The sequence below is a fragment of the Streptomyces sp. AC558_RSS880 genome, from assembly GCF_019049255.1.
Classification (GTDB): domain Bacteria; phylum Actinomycetota; class Actinomycetes; order Streptomycetales; family Streptomycetaceae; genus Streptomyces.
Genome location: NZ_JAGMUJ010000031.1, coordinates 216,382 through 233,776, shown reverse-complemented (window position 1 = coordinate 233,776; position 17,395 = coordinate 216,382). Strand labels below are relative to the sequence as shown.

Sequence of the window (17,395 nt, the reverse complement as noted above, 5' to 3'; positions counted from 1 at the left end):
GCCGCTCAGCCGTCCAGGTCGGCGAGGGTCGCCGTCGACGGGGGGCGGCGCTGCTGGGCCACGCGCGCGGTGAAGTGCGCTTCGCGCAGCACCCGCTGGACGTTGCCCCAGGTCAGCAGGGCCACCTCGGACTCGTCCCAGCCGCGCCGCAGCAGCTCGGCGATCAGCCTCGGGTAGCAGGAGGTGTCGGCGAGCTCCTGCGGACGGGTGCCGCCGGTGTCGTAGGTGCCGGACAGGCCGACGCACTCCGGCCCGGCGACCGTGCGGACGTGGCCGAGGTGGTCGGCGACGTCACGGACGGTCGGGCCGGACTGCTCGGCGGTCAGCGGCACCATGCACAGGCCCTTGGCCCTCCCCACGTCGGCGAGCAGTTCGTCGGGGAGGTTGGCCGGGTGGGGGCGCAGGGCGCGGGCGGCGGAGCGGCTGAACAGCACGGGCGCCCTGGAGAGGGTCAGGACGCGGCGGATCGTCGGAGCCGAGGCGTACGAGAGGTCGGCGATCATGCCGACCCGGTTCATCTCGCGGACGACCTCCTCACCGAACCGGGTCAGTCCCGCGGCGCCCGCCCAGGAGGCGCCGGTCAGGGTGAGCACGCGCAGACCGAGGGCGTGCAGCGAGCGCAGGATACCGAGGGAGTCGCCGAGGGCGGCGGCACCGGCGGGGCCGAACAGGACGGCGACCTGGCCGCAGTTGCGGGCGTCGGCGACCTCTCCGGCGGTGCGGGCCGGGCGCAGGCCCCGGTCGTGGGCGGCGACCACCGCCTTCGCCAGGTCCAGCTGCTCCAGGGTGGCGCCGACGGCCCGGTCGCCGTCGTCGGCCCCGGGCAGGTCCAGCGACCAGAACACCGCGCCGACCCGTCCCTGGCGCAGCCGGGGCACGTCCGCGTCGACGGCGCTCTCCCCCAGGTCGAGGTCGTACCAGGGCAGCCGGCGCAGCACCCCCGGCAGTCCGCTGTAACCGTCGGCGACGGGATGGGCGGCGAGGACGGCGCGGGCCCGGGTCAGGGGCTCGGCGTCCGGATCGGAGACGGGCTCGTACGTCTCCGGCGCGACGACGGCCGCCTCCTGAGGGTACGGCTCGTCGATGCGGCCGACCTCGGCGGCGGAGTGCAGATCGTCCTGGAGATCGGCCATCACGGGCTCCGTACGTCGTGACCTCGGCGGTACGGTCACCGTCGCACGGAGCGGCCGTGGGCTTCCTGGTGGACGCGGCGTTCGGGGGTACGGCCCGTCCGGGGCGTACGGTTGTTTGATTCGCCCCCTCCGCCCCTTCCCGTCCCGTCCCGGACCCCGCTCCTCAAACGCCGGAGGGGCCCGGGTTGTGCCGGAGGGGCTGGATTCAGTGGGCGGGTCGGGCGTCCAGGGAGTCCAGGGTGGCGTTGGACGGGGCCCGGGTTTCCTGGAGGTGCCGGGCCACGTCCTCCGCGGCGCCCAGGACCCGTACCGCGTTCTTCCACGTGAGCTTGGCCAGGTCGGCCTTCGACCAGCCGCGGTCGAGGAGCTCGGCGATCAGGTTCGGGTAGCCGGAGACGTCGTTCAGGCCGTCGGGGGTGAAGGCCGTGCCGTCGTAGTCGCCGCCGATGCCGAGGTGGTCGACGCCGGCGACCTCGCGCATGTGGTCGAGGTGGTCGGCCACGGTGGACACGGTGGCGACCGGGCGCGGGTGGGCCTCCTCGAAGGCGCGGTGCACCCTCATCCCCTCGGCGGTGGTGTCGAGGTGGTGGAAGCCGTGGGCGCGCATGTTCTCGTCGGCCGCGGCCGTCCAGTCGACGGCCGCCTGGAGCACGAATTTCGGCACGAACGTCACCATCGCGACACCGCCGTTGGCGGGCAGCCGCTCCAGCACGTCGTCCGGGATGTTGCGCGGGTGGTCGCAGACCGCGCGGGCGGAGGAGTGGGAGAAGATCACCGGCGCCGAGGTGGCGTCCAGCGCGTCCCGCATGGTCGTGGCGGCGACGTGGGAGAGGTCGACCAGCATGCCGAGCCGGTTCATCTCCCGCACCACCTCGCGGCCGAAGGCCGACAGTCCGCCCACGCCGGGCTCGTCGGTCGCCGAGTCCGCCCACGCCACGTTGAAGTTGTGGGTGAGGGTCAGGTAGCGCACGCCCAGGTCGTACAACCCGCGGAGCGTGCCGAGGGAGTCGGCGATGGAGTGGCCGCCCTCCGCCCCCATGAGGGAGGCGATACGGCCCTGACCGCGCGCGGCCTCCATGTCGGCGGCGGTCAGCGCGGGCGCCAGCTCCTGCGGATGACGGGCCAGCAACTGCCGTACGCAGTCGATCTGTTCCAGGGTGGCCGGTACCGGGTCGGGCTGGTCCGCGCGGACGTACACCGACCAGAACTGCGCGCCGACCCCGCCCGCGCGCAGCCGGGGGAGGTCGGTGTGCAGGTGGGCGGACTGGTCACCGGCGATGTCGCGGGCGCCGAGGTCGTAGCGGACCTGTTCGCGCAGCGCCCACGGCAGGTCGTTGTGCCCGTCGACGACGGGGAACTCGCGCAGCAGCTCCCGGGCCTGGTCCAGCGAGGTCATCCGCGTCACTTCCCGAAGCCGAAGCCGGCGCCGGAGCCCTCGGCCTTGGCGCGCAGCCGCTTGCCCTTCTCGGTGGCCTGGTCGTTCAGCTCCTGCTGGAACTCCCGCATCCGGCCGAGGAGTTCCTCGTCGTGGGCGGCGAGGATCCGGGCCGCGAGCAGGCCCGCGTTGCGCGCGCCGGCCACGGAGACGGTGGCGACCGGGACGCCGGCCGGCATCTGCACGATGGACAGCAGGGAGTCCATGCCGTCGAGGTACTTCAGCGGCACGGGCACGCCGATGACGGGCAGCGGGGTCACGGAGGCGAGCATGCCGGGCAGGTGGGCGGCGCCGCCCGCACCCGCGATGATCACCTTCAGCCCCCGGTCCGCGGCCTGCTCGCCGTACGCGATCATCTCGCGGGGCATGCGGTGCGCGGAGACCACGTCGACCTCGTAGGCGATCTCGAACTCGTCGAGGGCCTTGGCCGCCGCCTCCATGACGGGCCAGTCGGAGTCCGACCCCATGACGATGCCGACAACTGGGCTCATTCGGTGATCGTGCCTCTCAGGTAGCCGGCTGCGTGACGGGCGCGCTCCAGCACGTCGTCCAGGTCGTCGCCGTAGGTGTTGACGTGGCCCACCTTGCGGCCGGGCTTCACGTCCTTGCCGTACATGTGGATCTTCAGCTGGGGGTCGCGGGCCATGCAGTGCAGGTACGCGGAGTACATGTCCGGGTAGTCGCCGCCGAGGACGTTGACCATGACCGTCCACTTCGCGCGCGGGCGGGGGTCGCCGAGCGGGAGGTCGAGCACGGCGCGGACGTGGTTGGCGAACTGCGAGGTGATCGCGCCGTCCATGGACCAGTGGCCCGAGTTGTGCGGGCGCATCGCGAGCTCGTTGACGAGGATGCGGCCGTCGCGGGTCTGGAACAGCTCCACCGCGAGGTGGCCGACGACGCCGAGCTCCTTGGCGATGTTCAGCGCCATCTCCTCGGCCTTGAGGGCGAGGGTCTCGTCGAGGTCGGGGGCGGGCGCGATCACCGTGTCGCAGACGCCGTCGACCTGCCGCGACTCGACGACGGGGTAGGCGACGGCCTGCCCGTGCGGGGAGCGGACCACGTTGGCGGCCAGCTCGCGCACGAAGTCGACCTTCTCCTCGGCGAGGACGGGGACACCGGCCTTGAACGGCTCGGCGGCCTCCGCCACGGAGCCGACGACCCACACGCCCTTGCCGTCGTAGCCGCCGCGGACCGTCTTGAGCACGACGGGGAAACCGTCGCCCTCCGCCGCGAACGCCGCCACGTCCTCGGGACCGGCGACGATGCGGTGCCGCGGACACGGCACCCCGATCGCGTCGAGCTTCGCGCGCATCACGCCCTTGTCCTGGGCGTGCACCAGCGCGTCGGGGCCCGGTCGGACGGGGATGCCGTCCGCCTCCAGGGCCCTGAGGTGCTCGGTGGGCACGTGCTCGTGGTCGAAGGTGATCACGTCGCAGCCGCGCGCGAACGCGCGCAGCGTCTCCAGGTCGCGGTAGTCGCCGACGACGACATCGCCGACGACCTGCGCCGCGGAATCCTGCGGAGTGTCACTGAGGAGCTTGAACCTGATGCCGAGCGGGATGCCCGCCTCGTGTGTCATACGAGCGAGCTGGCCACCGCCGACCATGCCGACTACCGGGAACGTCACGCCCCCAGGGTATCGGCCGAGCCACCGTGGCCGGTTTACGGGCCTCTTCCGGACGATCCGCGGCCGCGGTCTCCGTCCGCAGGAAGATCGTGAGGACGGGTGGTTAGCATGGTCTGGTTGACGCCGAACGACGGACGGGGGCCAGCACGACCATGGGACGCGGTTCCTCCGGGCCTCCGGCCACGGCCCCGGCTCCGGCCCCGCGCGGCACCCTGCGGGAGCGGATAGACCGGCTCGTCCGTGAGGCCGTGAAGTTCGGCGCGGTCGGCGGAGTCGGTCTGCTGGTCAATCTCCTCGTGTTCAACCTGGTGCGGCAGGTGACGGACCTCCAGGTGGTGCGGGCGAGCGTCATCGCCACCGTCGTGGCGATCATCTTCAACTACGTCGGCTTCCGCTACTTCACCTACCGGGACCGCGACAAGTCCCGGCGCACCCGGGAGATGACGCTGTTCCTGCTGTTCAGCGCGGTCGGCCTGGTGATCGAGAACGGTGTGCTGTACACGGCCACGTACGGCTTCGGCTGGGACAGCCCGCTGCAGAGCAACATCTTCAAGTTCTTCGGCATCGCCGTGGCGACCCTGTTCCGCTTCTGGTCGTACCGCACCTGGGTGTTCCGCGCGCTGCCGGTCCGGGAGCCGGTGACGCGGGGCGCGCCCTCCGACGGCTCCCGCACGACGCAGCGCGTGCCGTAGCCGTAGTCAGCGCTGTGCCGTAGCCGTAGCCAGCGCGTGCCGTAGCCGTAGCCGTCAGCGCACCGTCCGGCGGGACTCGTCGTCCGGGGACTTCTGCGGTGGCGTCCGGGAGAGGAACAGACCGAAGACGGCCGGGGTGGCCTGGAGCATCTCCAGCCGGCCGCCGTCCGCCTCCGCCAGGTCGCGGGCGACGGCGAGGCCGATGCCGGTGGAGTTGCGGCCGCTGATCGCCCGCTCGAAGATCCGCGCACCCAGGTCGGCGGGGACGCCCGGGCCCTCGTCCGTGACCTCGACGACGACCTGGTTGCCGGTGACCCTGGTGCGCAGGGCGACCGTGCCGCCCCCGTGCATCAGCGAGTTCTCGATCAGCGCCGCCAGCACCTGGGCGACCGCGCCCGGCGTGCCCACCGCCCGCAGCTGCCGCTTGCCCGAGGTGACGATCGCGCGGCCCGCGCTGCGGTAGGCGGGGCGCCACTCGGCGAGCTGCTGCTGGATCACCTCGTCGAGGTCGAAGGTGACCGCGGAGCCGGTGCGCGGGTCGCGGGAGTTGGTCAGCAGCCGCTCCACCACGTCCGTCAGCCGCTCCACCTGCGTCAGCGCGATCGTGGCCTCCTCCTTCACCGTCTCCGGGTCGTCGGTGAGGGTGATCTCCTCCAGCCGCATGGACAGGGCGGTGAGGGGGGTGCGCAGCTGGTGGGAGGCGTCGGCGGCGAGGCGCCGCTCCGCGGTCAGCATGCGGGCGATGCGCTCGGCGGAGCGGTCCAGCACGTCCGCGACCCGGTCCAGCTCGGGAACGCCGTAGCGGCGGTGGCGGGGGCGGGGGTCGCCGGAGCCGAGGCGTTCGGCGGTCTCCGCGAGGTCGGTCAGCGGGGAGGCGAGCCGGTTGGCCTGGCGTACCGCCAGCAGCACCGCCGCGATCACCGCGAGGAGCGCCACCAGGCCGATGATCAGCAGCGTACGGGCGACCTCCCGGGTCACCGAGGAGCGCGGCTCCTGGACGGTGACCGTCTCGCCCTCCTCGCCGGGCGCCGAGGCGCTGATGACGTCGCCGTCCGGCTCGGTGCCGACCTCGATGGGCGGCTTGCCGGGGATCCGGATGACGGCGTACCGGTCCTCGGTGACCTGGTCGCTGAGGATCTCGGCGGTGACCTGGTCCTCGACGAGCAGCCGGCTGTCGACGATGCTGGCCAGCCGTACCGCCTCGGACTCCACCCGCTCCCTGGCGCTCTCGCTGATGGTGCGGGTCTCGACGATCACCAGGGAGACACCGAAGACGGCGATCACGACGAGCACCACGGCGAGCGTGGACTGGATCAGGCGGCGGCGCATGTCCTCTTACCCAAGACGGAAGACCCCACGGGGTTTCGGCTAGCTCTTCTCGAAGCGGAAGCCCACGCCGCGCACGGTCGCGATGTAGCGGGGGTTGGCGGCGTCGTCGCCCAGCTTCTTGCGCAGCCAGGAGATGTGCATGTCGAGGGTCTTGGTGGAGGACCACCAGGTGGTGTCCCAGACCTCGCGCATCAGCTGGTCGCGGGTGACGACCCGGCCCGCGTCCCGCACCAGGACCCGCAGCAGGTCGAACTCCTTCGCGGTGAGCTGGAGCTCCTCGTCGCCCATCCAGGCCCGGTGCGACTCGACGTCGATGCGCACCCCGTGGGTGGCGGGCGGCTGCTGGGGCTCGGCGGAACCGCGCCGCAGCAGGGCCCGGACCCGGGCCAGCAGCTCGGCGAGCCGGAACGGCTTGGTGACGTAGTCGTCGGCGCCCGCGTCCAGGCCGACGACCGTGTCCACCTCGTCGGCGCGCGCGGTCAGGATCAGCAGGGGAACCGTGTGCCCCTCGGCGCGGAGCCGGCGGGCGACCTCAAGGCCGTCCATGCCGGGCAGTCCGAGGTCCAGCACCACCAGGTCGACGCCGCCCTGCATGCCGGCTTCGAGCGCGGTGGGTCCGTCCTCGCGCACCTCGACTTCGTAGCCCTCCCGGCGCAGGGCACGGGCCAGCGGCTCCGAGATGGACGCGTCGTCCTCGGCGAGCAGTACACGGGTCATGCAGTGATGGTAGTCCCGCCGCGACGGGGCCCGGGGTGTGATCGCGAGCGTTGCCTCTTACCTCCGGCATACCCGTTTCTCACCTACGGCGGTCCCGATTCGCGCCTGCGGGTGTGGGGTGCGAACCTGGGAGAGACCTTCGAATGGGTGATCGCGGTTCCAGTAAAACCTGTGATCCGCGTCTCAAGTCCTTCCATATCCGGCACTGTCCTGCCGTATGGTGAATCAACGCCTGTTGCACCACGGGGACCTTTGGCGCAGTCGACGCCGAGGGTCTCTTTTGTGTGCGGGCCGGCCTGTGCGCCGGCTCCGGAAGGAATGACCTGTGGCCGGGCCCCGTCGCGCGCAGACGCACGGCGGGGCGTGGATCCCGGTGGTCGCCGTCCGCCGTTCCGAGATCCGGGGCGGCCCCCCTCGGGCGTGGGGTGGACGGTAGGCCCCGCCGGTGCCGGCCGCCCCCCACCGGGCGCGTACACGCTCGCGCGACGCGTCCCGACCAGCAAGGAACGACCATGGCGTCCAGCCTGACGAAGGACTCGGTCACCCCGGGAACCCCCGGCTCCGAGAAGACCTTCTTCGGCCACCCCCGCGGACTGGCCACTCTCTTCATGACCGAGATGTGGGAGCGTTTCTCCTACTACGGCATGAGGGCTCTGCTCCCGCTGTACCTCGTCGCGCCGGGCGGCCTGGGTCTGAGCGCGGGCACCGCGACCGCGATCTACTCGGTGTACCTCTCGCTGGTGTACCTGCTCACCATGCCGGGCGGCTGGTTCGGCGACCGCGTCTGGGGTCCCCGCAAGACCGTCGCCGTCGCCGGCGGCATCATCATGCTGGGCCACCTGACGCTGGCCCTGCCGTCCTCCGGCACCTTCTACGCGGGGCTCGGCCTGGTCGCCATCGGCTCCGGCCTGCTGAAGGCCAACATCTCCACGATGGTCGGCCAGCTCTACCAGGGCCCGGACGACCCGCGCCGGGACGGTGGCTTCACCGTCTTCTACATGGGTATCAATCTGGGTGCCTTCGCCGCGCCGCTGATCATCGGCACCATCGGTGAGAGCGTCAACTGGCACCTGGGCTTCGCGCTCGCCGCGCTGGGCATGGGTCTGGGCGTCGCGCAGTTCCTGCTGGGCAGCCGCCACCTGGACGCGCGTTCCAGCGTCGTCCCGAAGCCGCTGTCGGCCGAGGAGAAGTCCTCGACGCTGCGCAAGGCCGCGTTCTGGGCGGGCATCGCCGTCGTCGCGTACGCCGTCATCGGCTTCACCGGCAACTACACCCTGAACTGGGTCCTGGTCCCGCTGACGCTGCTCGGTGTGATCGTCCCGGTGATGGTGATCGTCCGCATCAAGCGCGACAAGGACCTGGACCGCGCCGAGCAGTCGAAGATGTCCGCGTACATCTGGTTCTTCGTCGCCGCCGCGATCTTCTGGATGATCTACGACCAGGGCGGCTCGACCCTGTCGATCTTCGCCGACTCGTCGGCCGAGAACAGCGTCCTCGGCTGGGACTTCCCGGTCTCCTGGTACCAGTCGGTCAACCCGGTCCTGATCATGGCGCTGGCCCCGGTCTTCGCCTGGTTCTGGCTGGCGCTGAACCGGCGCGGCAAGGAGCCGAGCACGATCGTGAAGTTCGCGTCCGGTCTGGTGCTGGTCGGCGTGTCCTTCTTCCTCTTCCTGGCCCCGCTGTCCATCGCCGAGGGCGGCCACAAGGCCGCGGCGCTGTGGCTGGTGGCGATCTACTTCACGCAGACCGTCGGTGAGCTGCTGCTCTCCCCGGTCGGCCTGTCGGTCACCACGAAGATGGCGCCCGCGAAGTACGCCTCGCAGATGATGGGCGTCTGGTTCCTGGCCGTCACCGCCGGTGACGCCACGACCGGTCTGCTCTCCATCGCCGGCGTCGACCTGAACAAGACGGGCATCGTCGCGATGGAGGCGACCCTCGCGGTGGTCGCCGGTATCGCGGTGTGGATGTACCGCAACAAGGTCAAGGCCCTCATGGGCGACGTGCGCTGAGCCTTCCCCCACGGCTCGGTACGAAGGGCTCCGCATCCGGTGGATGCGGAGCCCTTCGGGCGTTCGCGGGGAGGGGCTGGGCGCATACGGCCACTTGTTTTTTCGCCCCCGCCGCCCCTTCCCGTCCCGAACCTGGGGCTCCGCCCCAGACCCCGCTCCTCAAACGCCGGAGGGGCTAATTCTCAGCCTCTCCGGCGTTTGAGGAGCAGGGGTTCGGGGGCAGCGCCCCCGGGGGACGGGAATGGGAAGGGGCGGCGGGGGCGAAAACCCTCCGGTCAGGAGCAGCGCGGCCCGGTGCGGGGCTCCGGGCGCGGCGGTGAGCGGGAACTACGCGGGTGCCCCGAGTTCCGCCCAGACCGTCTTGCCCGCGACGTCCGGGGCCCGTACGACCCCCCAGTCCAGGCAGAGCCGCTGCACGATGAACATGCCGTGGCCGCCGGGGCGGCCCGCCCGGTGCGGGGTGCGCGGGGCCGGCTGGCCCGTGCCCCGGTCGGTGACCTCGACCCGGATCACCTTCTTGTCGCAGGTGATGGCCAGATGATCCGGCCCCTCGGCGTGCAGGCAGGCGTTGGTGACCAGCTCGGAGACGACGAGCAGGACGTCCTCGGCGGCGGCCCGCTGGTCGGCGGTGGCGGCGGGCAGCCAGCCCCACGCGTACAGCGCCTGGCGGGTGAAGTCACGGGCGAGCGGTACGACGCCGCTCTCGCCGTCGAAGCTCAGCCGACGGACCTGGCCGCCGTCGCCCGACGGCCCGGAAGACCCCGACGGCCCGGAAGACCCCGATGACGCGGTGGGCACGGCGACGCCCCCGTCGGACGCGCCCCCCGCCGGCGCGTCGCCCCCGGGCGTCCCGGAAGCGCCGCCGGGCTCCGGACCGCGGTCGCCCGGCGAGTAGGGCCGGGTGGTGCTCATCAGCGCTTCACCTCACCGTGTCACCAGTTCACGATTCAAAAGTTTCCGTACTCGGTCGGTCACGCGCGGACGGCGCGTCCGGTTCTCGGCACCCTCGCGACCACCGCGTCCCGCACGTTCAGGGTGTCTCCTGCCCGGGCGGACCGAGGGGACACCCCCGTATTCGCACGAAAGGGCGCGACGGAAGCGGCCCTCCGACGGCGGGGGCGGCGCGAGAGCCCGGCCGGGCCTGCCCGCGCGCGTCACGCGGAATCGTCGGCCAGTGCCGCCTCGAGAGTGTCGTGGACCGTGAACACCGCGTCCGCTCCCGTGATCTCGAAGACGCGCGCGACGACGGGCTGCATCCCCACGAGATGCACCCCTCCCCCGGCCGCCTCGGCCTTCAACCGGGCGCCGAGCAGCACGTTCAGCCCCGTGGAGTCACAGAACTCCAGCCGGGAGCAGTCGATGACAAGCCGCTTGAATCCCTTGGCGAGGCAGTCCTCCAGTGGCTCCCGCAACAGATCGGCGGTGTGGTGATCCAACTCACCCGCCGGAGTCACGACGGCACTGGGGCCCTCTTCTCGCACCTCGACCAGAAGCCGGCCAGACTGTGCGCTGCCGACCGTCCCGCGGTCCATGCCGTCTCTCTCTCCCGACGTCGTGGCTGCCTGCTGACGTCCTCGAACATTACGCCTTATGGCCACGCTTCAACAGCCGAACAATCGCACGCAAATGGACATATGCGAACAGAACGCACTTGCGATCGGTTCAGGAAAGCGGGTAGGGCTAGTAAGAACACGTAACCGACACGGCCGGCTTTGGAGGCGCCGCACACCGCAGTGCACGTATCGGCTTCGGCAGCCATATGCCGAGAACGATGGAGGACATCATGTCACCCCGGCTCGACGCATCGCGTACCCCGAAAGCGACGTCGACACTCCCTCCGGAACATCTGGATCCCATCGAGCAGGACGACACGGGTGTCGTCCCGGACGACCTACTCGCCGGACTTCCGGAGATCCCCCCGTACGACGAGGTGGGCCCGGTCGACGCGCGGGCTCTGTCCAAGACCCTCTTCGAGCGCCTGGAGTCGCTGGAGGAAGGCACCCACGAGTATTCGTACGTACGCAACACGCTCGTCGAGCTGAACCTCGCCCTGGTCAAGTTCGCCGCCTCCCGTTTCCGCTCGCGCAGCGAGCCGATGGAGGACATCATCCAGGTCGGCACCATCGGCCTGATCAAGGCGATCGACCGCTTCGAACTGTCGCGCGGCGTGGAGTTCCCCACCTTCGCGATGCCCACCATCATCGGCGAGATCAAGCGCTTCTTCCGCGACACCTCGTGGTCCGTGCGCGTACCGCGCCGACTGCAGGAGCTCCGGCTCGACCTGGCCAAGGCCGGTGACGAGCTGGCCCAGCAGCTGGACCGGGCGCCGACGGTGGCCGAACTGGCCGAGCGCCTGGGCATCACCAACGACGAGGTCGTCGAGGGCATGGCGGCGTCGAACGCCTACACCGCCTCCTCGCTGGACGCCCAGCCGGAGGAGGACGACGCCGAGGGCGCCCTGGCGGACCGGATCGGATACGAGGACCACGGGCTCGAAGGCATCGAGTACGTCGAGTCGTTGAAGCCGCTGATCGCCGAACTGCCGCCGCGGGACCGGAAGATCCTCTCACTGCGCTTCGTCGCGGGCATGACCCAGTCGGAGATCGGCGAGGAACTGGGCATCTCCCAGATGCACGTCTCCCGCCTGCTGTCACGGACGCTGGTGAAGCTGCGCAAGGGGCTCACGGTCGAGGAATGATCCTCACCGGGTGACGCTTGCCCTCCAGGGGGGTGGTCCGGAGCCGGGCCACCCCCCTTCGGGATGCCCGGGGAGCGTCAAGCCGCTCCCACCCCGCGTACGCCCCGTCGCCACACCTCCGCGACCAGCGGTACACCGGGCCGGTAGGCGAGGTGGACGTGGCTCGGGGCGTCGAGGAGGGTGAGGTCGGCGTACGCGCCCGGGGTCAGGCGGCCGATGTCGGTGCGGCGCAGGGCCGCCGCGCCGCCCGCCGTGGCCGACCAGACCGCCTCGTCCGGCGTCATCCCCATGTCCCGCACCGCGAGCGCGATACAGAAGGGGACGGAGGACGTGAAGGACGAACCGGGGTTGCAGTCGGTGGACAGCGCGACCGTGGCCCCCGCGTCCAGCAGCCGGCGGGCGTCCGGCCACTCGGCGCGGGTGGAGAACTCGGCGCCGGGGAGCAGGGTGGCGACCGTGCCGCTGTTCGCGAGGGCGTCCACGTCGGCGTCGGTGAGGTGGGTGCAGTGGTCGGCGCTGGCCGCGTCCAGCTCGACGGCGAGCTGGACGCCGGGGCCGTACGACAGCTGGTTGGCGTGGACGCGCGGGTGCAGGCCCTTCGCCTTCCCGGCGGTGAGGATCGCGCGGGCCTGGTCGCCGTCGAAGGCGCCCTTCTCGCAGAAGACGTCGATCCAGCGGGCGTGCGGCGCGCAGGCGTCCAGCATCTCGCCGGTGACCAGGGCGACGTATCCGGCCGGGTCCTCGGCGTACTCCGGCGCGACGACGTGGGCGCCGAGATAGGTGACCTCGTCGGTGTGGCGGGCGGCCAGGCGCAGGGCGCGGGCCTCGTCCTCGACGGTCAGGCCGTAGCCGGACTTGGTCTCGAAGGTCGTGGTGCCCTGGCGGAGCGCCTCGTCGAGGAAACGGGTGAGGTTCGCCTCCAGTTCCGCGTCGCCGGCGGCGCGGGTGGCGGCGACGGTGGTGCGGATGCCGCCCGCGCCGTACGGGCGGCCCGACATCCGGGCGTTGAACTCCTCGGTGCGGTCGCCCGCGAAGACCAGGTGGGAGTGCGAGTCGACGAAGCCCGGCAGGACCGCCCGGCCCCCGGCGTCGACCCGGTTGTCAGTGGCGGGTGCTTTGCTTGATTCACCGGTCCACACGACGCGGTCGCCCTCGATGACGACGGCCGCGTCCCGGACCAGACCGAGGGGAGAGTTGTCACCCAGGGAGGGGTCGTTGGTGACCAGCGCGGCGATGTTGCTGATGACGGTGCTGCTGCTCATGGCGTCCTCATGGGGGGTCGTCAGGCTCGCAGGGCTTCGACTGCCCGCGCGAGGGCTCCGGGTACATCGGGTACGAGCGTGTGCGCCCCGTCGCGTACGACGTGCCGGCCTCCCACGACCGTGTGGCGTACGTCCGCCGCGGTCGCCGCGAATACGGCCGTCTCGGCTCCGAACCCGGGCAGGGGCCCCGCTGTCCTGACCGAGTCGAGGGCGATCGTGACGAGGTCGGCGCGCCCGCCGGCCTCGATGCGGCCGGTGTCGTCCCAGCCGAGGGCGGCGTGTCCGTCGACGGTGGCGGCCCGCAGCAGCGCGGCGGCCGTCCAGTGGCCGCGGGTGCGGGTGCGCAGCCGCTCGTCGAGCTCCATCGCGCGTGCCTCTTCGAGCAGGTCGATCACGGCGTGGCTGTCGGAGCCGAGGGAGAGCGGGGAGCCCTCGTTCTGCAGGGCGGCGGCGGGGCCGATGCCGTCGGCGAGGTCGCGTTCGGTCGTCGGGCACATGCAGGTGCCGGTGCCGCTGCCGCCGATGAGAGAGATGTCCTCGGCGGTGAGGTGGGTGTTGTGGACGCCGGTGGTGCGCGGTCCGAGGACGCCGTGCACGGCCAGGAGCTGCGCCGGGGTGCAGCCGTGGATCGCCTGGCAGGCGTCGTTCTCGGCGGTCTGCTCGGACAGGTGCACATGGAGCGGGGCCCGCCGCTCCTCGGCCCACCGTGCCACGGTCGCCAACTGCTCCGCCGGTACGGCCCGGACGGAGTGGATCGCCGCCCCGATCCGTGCGTGATCCCGTTCCTTGAGAACTGAACAGCGATCGGCCCAGGCGTCCGCGTCGCCGTCGGAGAAGCGGAGCTGGTGGGTGGTGGGCGGCTGTCCGAAGCCGGAGGAGAGGTAGACGGTGTCGAGGAGGGTGATGCGGACACCGGCTTCGGCGGCGGCCTCGATGAGCGCCTCGCCCATGGCGTTGGGGTCGGCGTAGGGCGTGCCGCCGGGGGCGTGGTGGACGTAGTGGAACTCGCCGACCGCCGTGATGCCCGCCAGCGCCATCTCGGCGTAGGTCGCACGGGCGAGGGCGTGGTACGTGTCCGGGGTGAGCCGGTCGGCCGTGGCGTACATGACCTCGCGCCAGGTCCAGAAAGTCCCGGACCCCACCTGGACCGTGGAGCGCAGGGCGCGGTGGAAGGCGTGGCTGTGGGCGTTCGCCAGTCCCGGGAGGGTCAGTCCGCGCAGGACCTCGGCGCCCGGTGGCGGGGCGGGGGTGTCCTGACGGACGGCGGTGATCCGGCCGTCCCGGACGGCGAGGGTCACGCCTGGCTCGACACGGGTGCCGAGCCAGGCGTGTTCCAGCCAGTACGTCCGCGGGGTGGCAGTCACGTGCAGGCCAGTCCTTCCAGTACGTCGGCGAGGGCGAGGACCCCGGCCACGCAGTCGTCCTCGGTGGCGGACTCGGCCGGGGAGTGCGAGACGCCGGTGGGGTTGCGCACGAACAGCATGGCGGTCGGGACGCGTCCGGAGAGGATTCCGGCGTCGTGTCCGGCGCCGGTGCCGAGGACGGGCACCTTGAGGCCGGTGTCGCTGCCGAGGATGCGGGCGAGTTCGTCGCGCAGGGCGTGGTCGAACTCGACGACGGGGGTGAAGGACTCGCGTTCGACGTCGAGTGTCACGCCGTGCTCCCGCGCGTGGGCGCGGGCGGCCTCCCGCACGCCGTCCACGACGGCGTCCAGGCTCTGCTGGTCGGCGGCGCGGGAGTCGAGCCAGCCGCGCACCAGGGAGGGGATGGCGTTGACGCCGTTCGGCTCGACGGCGATCTTGCCGAAGGTGGCCACGGCACCGGCGAGTTCCGCCTCGCGACGGGCGGCGAGGACGGTCTCCGCGTACGGCAGCACGGGGTCGCGCCGGTCGGCGAGCCGGGTGGTGCCGGCGTGGTTGGCCTCGCCCCGGAAGTCGAACCGCCAGCGGCCGTGCGGCCAGATGGCGGACGCGATGCCGATGCGGTCGCCGGACAGGTCGAGGGCGCGCCCCTGTTCGACGTGGAGTTCCACGAAGGCACCGATGCGGTCGAGCCGTTCGGGGTCGGCGCCGAGGGCGTCGGGGTCGTGTCCGGCGGCCTCCATGGCCTGCGGGAGCGTGATTCCGTCCCCGTCGGTGAGCCGGTGGGCCTGCTCGACGGTGAGCACGCCCGCGGTGAGCCGGGAGCCGACGCAGGCGAGCCCGAAGCGGGCGCCCTCCTCGTCCCCGAAGTTGACGATGCCGAAGGGCTTGGTGAAGCGCGCGCCCCTGCGGCGCAGTTCGTCGAGGGCGGCGAAGGCGGACACCACTCCGAGGGGCCCGTCGAAGGCCCCGCCGTCGGGCACGGAGTCCAGGTGCGACCCGGTGACGACGGCGTCCCCCCGGGCGGGATCCCCGAGCCAGGCCCACTGGTTCCCGTTCCGGTCGACCTCATGGGTCAGCTGCCGCCTGCGGGCCTGCTCCTCGAACCAGGCCCGGCAGTCGGAGTCGGCCCGGGTCCAGGCGAACCGCCGGTAGCCGCCGGAGGCCGCGTTGCGCCCGATGGGCCACAGTTGACGCCACATCTCGTGGAAACCGTCGGCCCGTACAGGCGGCGGGCAGTCGTTCCGCAGGGCGTCGGGGGAACCTCCCGTGCCGTCCGGACCGTGGGGGAGGGCGGGCGCACCCGGGCCCGCAGGCGACGACGTCTCCGCCTCCACCGAGGGGTTGCCGTCCTTCACGCCGGGTCACCCTCACGCATCGGCACGCGGACACCCCGCTCGCCCGCCACCGACTCCGCGATGTCGTACCCGGCGTCGACATGCCGGATGACGCCCATGCCGGGGTCGTTGGTGAGCACCCGCCGGATCTTCTCCCCGGCCAGCGCGGTCCCGTCGGCCACCGTCACCTGCCCGGCGTGGATCGACCGTCCCATACCGACACCCCCACCGTGGTGGAGGGACACCCACGACGCCCCTGAGGCCACGTTCACCATCGCGTTCAGCAGCGGCCAGTCGGCGATGGCGTCGGATCCGTCCAGCATCGCCTCGGTCTCCCGATAGGGAGAAGCCACCGAACCGCAGTCGAGGTGGTCCCGCCCGATCACGATCGGGGCGGCCAGCTCCCCGCTCGCGACCATGTCGTTGAAGCGCTCGCCGGCCTTGTCGCGCTCGCCGTAGCCGAGCCAGCAGATGCGGGCGGGCAGGCCCTGGAAGTGGACGCGCTCCCCCGCCATCCTGATCCACCGGGCCAGGGACTCGTTCTCCGGGAAGAGGTCGAGAACCGCCTTGTCGGTCTTGGCGATGTCGGCGGGGTCACCCGACAGCGCGGCCCACCGGAAGGGCCCCTTGCCCTCGCAGAACAGCGGCCGGATGTACGCCGGCACGAACCCCGGGAAGGCGAACGCGCGGTCGTACCCGGCGAGCTGCGCCTCACCACGGATGGAGTTGCCGTAGTCGAACACCTCGGCACCGGCGTCCTGGAAGCCGACCATCGCCTCGACGTGCCGGGCCATGGACTCACGCGCGCGGGTGGTGAAGCCGGCCGGGTCCTTCGCCGCGGCGTCCGCCATGTCGTCGAAGGAGATCCCGACGGGGAGGTACGCCAGCGGGTCGTGGGCGGAGGTCTGGTCGGTGACGATGTCGACGGGCGCGCCCATGGCGAGCATCTGCGGCACCAGCTCGGCGGCGTTGCCGAGGACCCCGATGGACAGGGGGCGGCGGGCGTCGCGGGCCTCGACGGCCAACCGCAGGGCGTGGTCGAGCGAGTCCGCCTTCACGTCCAGGTACCGGTGCTCGATGCGGCGTTCGATCGCGCGGGGGTCGCAGTCGACGCAGATCGCGACGCCGCCGTTCATGGTGACGGCCAGCGGCTGGGCGCCGCCCATCCCGCCGAGCCCGGCGGTGAGCGTGATGGTCCCGGCGAGGGTGCCGTCGACCCCTTTACCCATGGAGTGCAGCTTCGCGGCGACGGCGGCGAAGGTCTCGTAGGTGCCCTGGAGGATGCCCTGGGTGCCGATGTAGATCCAGGAGCCGGCGGTCATCTGCCCGTACATGGTCAGGCCGAGGGCCTCCAGGCGGCGGAACTCCTCCCAGTTGGCCCAGTCGCCGACGAGGTTGGAGTTGGCGATCAGGACCCGCGGTGCCCACTCGTGGGTCTGCATGACGCCGACCGGGCGGCCGGACTGGACGAGCATCGTCTCGTCCTGCTTGAGGGTCCTCAGCGTGCGGACCATGGCGTCGAAGGAGCGCCAGTCGCGGGCCGCCTTCCCCGTGCCGCCGTAGACGACGAGCTTGTCGGGGTGCTCGGCGACCTCCGGGTCGAGGTTGTTCTGCAGCATCCGCAGGGCGGCTTCCTGCTGCCAGCCCAGGGCGCTCGGTTCGGTGCCGCGCGGTGCTCGGACAGGTCGGGGTTCGGACATGGTCTGCCTCCTGTGCTGCCGTACTGCGGACGATTGCTACAGATATTCACATACTCGTGTTCTGAATAGAGCTAGTCAAGACGGGGACGGGTCGG

General features: G+C 71.8%; 15 protein-coding genes. 3 read left to right on the top strand and 12 right to left on the bottom strand.

The genetic code is table 11. From position 1 onward, the window contains the following. Positions 1–5: 5 nt before the first annotated feature. From KUM38_RS14965 to KUM38_RS14950, 4 genes are all read right to left on the bottom strand, one after another. Entirely contained in the window at positions 6–1,133 is a 1,128-nt protein-coding gene (locus tag KUM38_RS14965) for a dipeptidase (protein WP_217129851.1), read from the bottom strand. 205 nt (positions 1,134–1,338) lie between these two features. Further along, positions 1,339–2,529: a dipeptidase gene (locus tag KUM38_RS14960; protein WP_217129850.1), complete on the bottom strand. Its 1,191-nt coding sequence runs from the start codon at positions 2,527–2,529 to the stop codon at positions 1,339–1,341. Between the two features lie 5 nt (positions 2,530–2,534). After that, positions 2,535–3,059: a 5-(carboxyamino)imidazole ribonucleotide mutase gene (gene purE, locus KUM38_RS14955; RefSeq protein ID WP_217129849.1), complete on the bottom strand. Its 525-nt coding sequence runs from the start codon at positions 3,057–3,059 to the stop codon at positions 2,535–2,537. Further along, a complete protein-coding gene (locus KUM38_RS14950) occupies positions 3,056–4,195 on the bottom strand; it encodes a 5-(carboxyamino)imidazole ribonucleotide synthase (RefSeq protein WP_217129848.1) in 1,140 nt (379 codons plus the stop codon). Before KUM38_RS14950 ends, purE begins: the two co-directional genes overlap by 4 nt. A 152-nt stretch (positions 4,196–4,347) precedes the next feature. Here KUM38_RS14950 and KUM38_RS14945 point away from each other — a divergent pair, with 152 nt between their 5' ends. Next, positions 4,348–4,887: a GtrA family protein gene (locus KUM38_RS14945; protein WP_217129847.1), complete on the top strand. Its 540-nt coding sequence runs from the start codon at positions 4,348–4,350 to the stop codon at positions 4,885–4,887. 54 nt (positions 4,888–4,941) lie between these two features. On the opposite strand, the gene KUM38_RS14940 is transcribed toward KUM38_RS14945, so the two are convergent. Together KUM38_RS14940 and KUM38_RS14935 are read right to left on the bottom strand one after the other, a co-directional pair. Next, positions 4,942–6,216: an ATP-binding protein gene (locus KUM38_RS14940; protein ID WP_217129846.1), complete on the bottom strand. Its 1,275-nt coding sequence runs from the start codon at positions 6,214–6,216 to the stop codon at positions 4,942–4,944. A 39-nt stretch (positions 6,217–6,255) separates the two neighbouring features. Next, entirely contained in the window at positions 6,256–6,933 is a 678-nt protein-coding gene (locus KUM38_RS14935; protein WP_217129845.1) for a response regulator transcription factor, read from the bottom strand. Between the two features lie 512 nt (positions 6,934–7,445). Between KUM38_RS14935 and KUM38_RS14930 the strand changes: the two genes are divergently transcribed. Then, entirely contained in the window at positions 7,446–8,942 is a 1,497-nt protein-coding gene (locus KUM38_RS14930; RefSeq protein ID WP_217129844.1) for an oligopeptide:H+ symporter, read from the top strand. Positions 8,943–9,269: 327 nt separating this feature from the next. Here KUM38_RS14930 and KUM38_RS14925 read toward each other — a convergent pair whose 3' ends face one another. Both KUM38_RS14925 and KUM38_RS14920 read right to left on the bottom strand, forming a co-directional pair. Further along, positions 9,270–9,854 carry an ATP-binding protein gene (locus tag KUM38_RS14925; protein WP_217129843.1) on the bottom strand — a complete coding sequence of 195 codons (585 nt, stop codon included), beginning with the start codon at positions 9,852–9,854 and terminating at the stop codon, positions 9,270–9,272. Positions 9,855–10,096: 242 nt separating this feature from the next. Beyond that, on the bottom strand, positions 10,097–10,474 hold the full coding sequence (locus KUM38_RS14920) for an STAS domain-containing protein (RefSeq protein ID WP_030870057.1): 378 nt from the start codon (positions 10,472–10,474) through the stop codon (positions 10,097–10,099). A gap of 239 nt (positions 10,475–10,713) precedes the next feature. Between KUM38_RS14920 and KUM38_RS14915 the strand changes: the two genes are divergently transcribed. Further along, positions 10,714–11,640, top strand: coding sequence for an RNA polymerase sigma factor SigF (locus tag KUM38_RS14915; protein ID WP_217129842.1), 927 nt, complete (start codon positions 10,714–10,716; stop codon positions 11,638–11,640). 77 nt (positions 11,641–11,717) lie between these two features. On the opposite strand, the gene hutI is transcribed toward KUM38_RS14915, so the two are convergent. From hutI to hutU, 4 genes are all read right to left on the bottom strand, one after another. Further along, positions 11,718–12,902 (bottom strand): imidazolonepropionase, encoded by a 1,185-nt coding sequence (gene hutI / locus KUM38_RS14910; RefSeq protein ID WP_217129841.1) that lies wholly within the window; start codon positions 12,900–12,902, stop codon positions 11,718–11,720. 20 nt (positions 12,903–12,922) lie between these two features. Beyond that, a complete protein-coding gene (locus KUM38_RS14905) occupies positions 12,923–14,266 on the bottom strand; it encodes a formimidoylglutamate deiminase (RefSeq protein WP_217129840.1) in 1,344 nt (447 codons plus the stop codon). Continuing rightward, positions 14,263–15,465 (bottom strand): allantoate amidohydrolase, encoded by a 1,203-nt coding sequence (locus tag KUM38_RS14900; protein ID WP_217129890.1) that lies wholly within the window; start codon positions 15,463–15,465, stop codon positions 14,263–14,265. Before KUM38_RS14900 ends, KUM38_RS14905 begins: the two co-directional genes overlap by 4 nt. A gap of 152 nt (positions 15,466–15,617) precedes the next feature. After that, positions 15,618–17,300 (bottom strand): urocanate hydratase, encoded by a 1,683-nt coding sequence (gene hutU, locus KUM38_RS14895; protein WP_217129839.1) that lies wholly within the window; start codon positions 17,298–17,300, stop codon positions 15,618–15,620. Positions 17,301–17,395 lie beyond the last annotated feature (95 nt).

Bases quoted from the DNA above. Each gene is read 5' to 3' on its own strand.
- KUM38_RS14965 (WP_217129851.1), bottom strand. From the start codon at position 1,133: ATGGCCGATCTCCAGGACGATCTGCACTCCGCCGCCGAGGTCGGCCGC.
- KUM38_RS14960 (WP_217129850.1), bottom strand. From the start codon at position 2,529: ATGACCTCGCTGGACCAGGCCCGGGAGCTGCTGCGCGAGTTCCCCGTC.
- purE (WP_217129849.1), bottom strand. From the start codon at position 3,059: ATGAGCCCAGTTGTCGGCATCGTCATGGGGTCGGACTCCGACTGGCCC.
- KUM38_RS14945 (WP_217129847.1), top strand. From the start codon at position 4,348: ATGGGACGCGGTTCCTCCGGGCCTCCGGCCACGGCCCCGGCTCCGGCC.
- KUM38_RS14940 (WP_217129846.1), bottom strand. From the start codon at position 6,216: ATGCGCCGCCGCCTGATCCAGTCCACGCTCGCCGTGGTGCTCGTCGTG.
- KUM38_RS14935 (WP_217129845.1), bottom strand. From the start codon at position 6,933: ATGACCCGTGTACTGCTCGCCGAGGACGACGCGTCCATCTCGGAGCCG.
- KUM38_RS14930 (WP_217129844.1), top strand. From the start codon at position 7,446: ATGGCGTCCAGCCTGACGAAGGACTCGGTCACCCCGGGAACCCCCGGC.
- KUM38_RS14925 (WP_217129843.1), bottom strand. From the start codon at position 9,854: ATGAGCACCACCCGGCCCTACTCGCCGGGCGACCGCGGTCCGGAGCCC.
- KUM38_RS14920 (WP_030870057.1), bottom strand. From the start codon at position 10,474: ATGGACCGCGGGACGGTCGGCAGCGCACAGTCTGGCCGGCTTCTGGTC.
- KUM38_RS14915 (WP_217129842.1), top strand. From the start codon at position 10,714: ATGGAGGACATCATGTCACCCCGGCTCGACGCATCGCGTACCCCGAAA.
- hutI (WP_217129841.1), bottom strand. From the start codon at position 12,902: ATGAGCAGCAGCACCGTCATCAGCAACATCGCCGCGCTGGTCACCAAC.
- KUM38_RS14900 (WP_217129890.1), bottom strand. From the start codon at position 15,465: ATGTGGCGTCAACTGTGGCCCATCGGGCGCAACGCGGCCTCCGGCGGC.
- hutU (WP_217129839.1), bottom strand. From the start codon at position 17,300: ATGTCCGAACCCCGACCTGTCCGAGCACCGCGCGGCACCGAACCGAGC.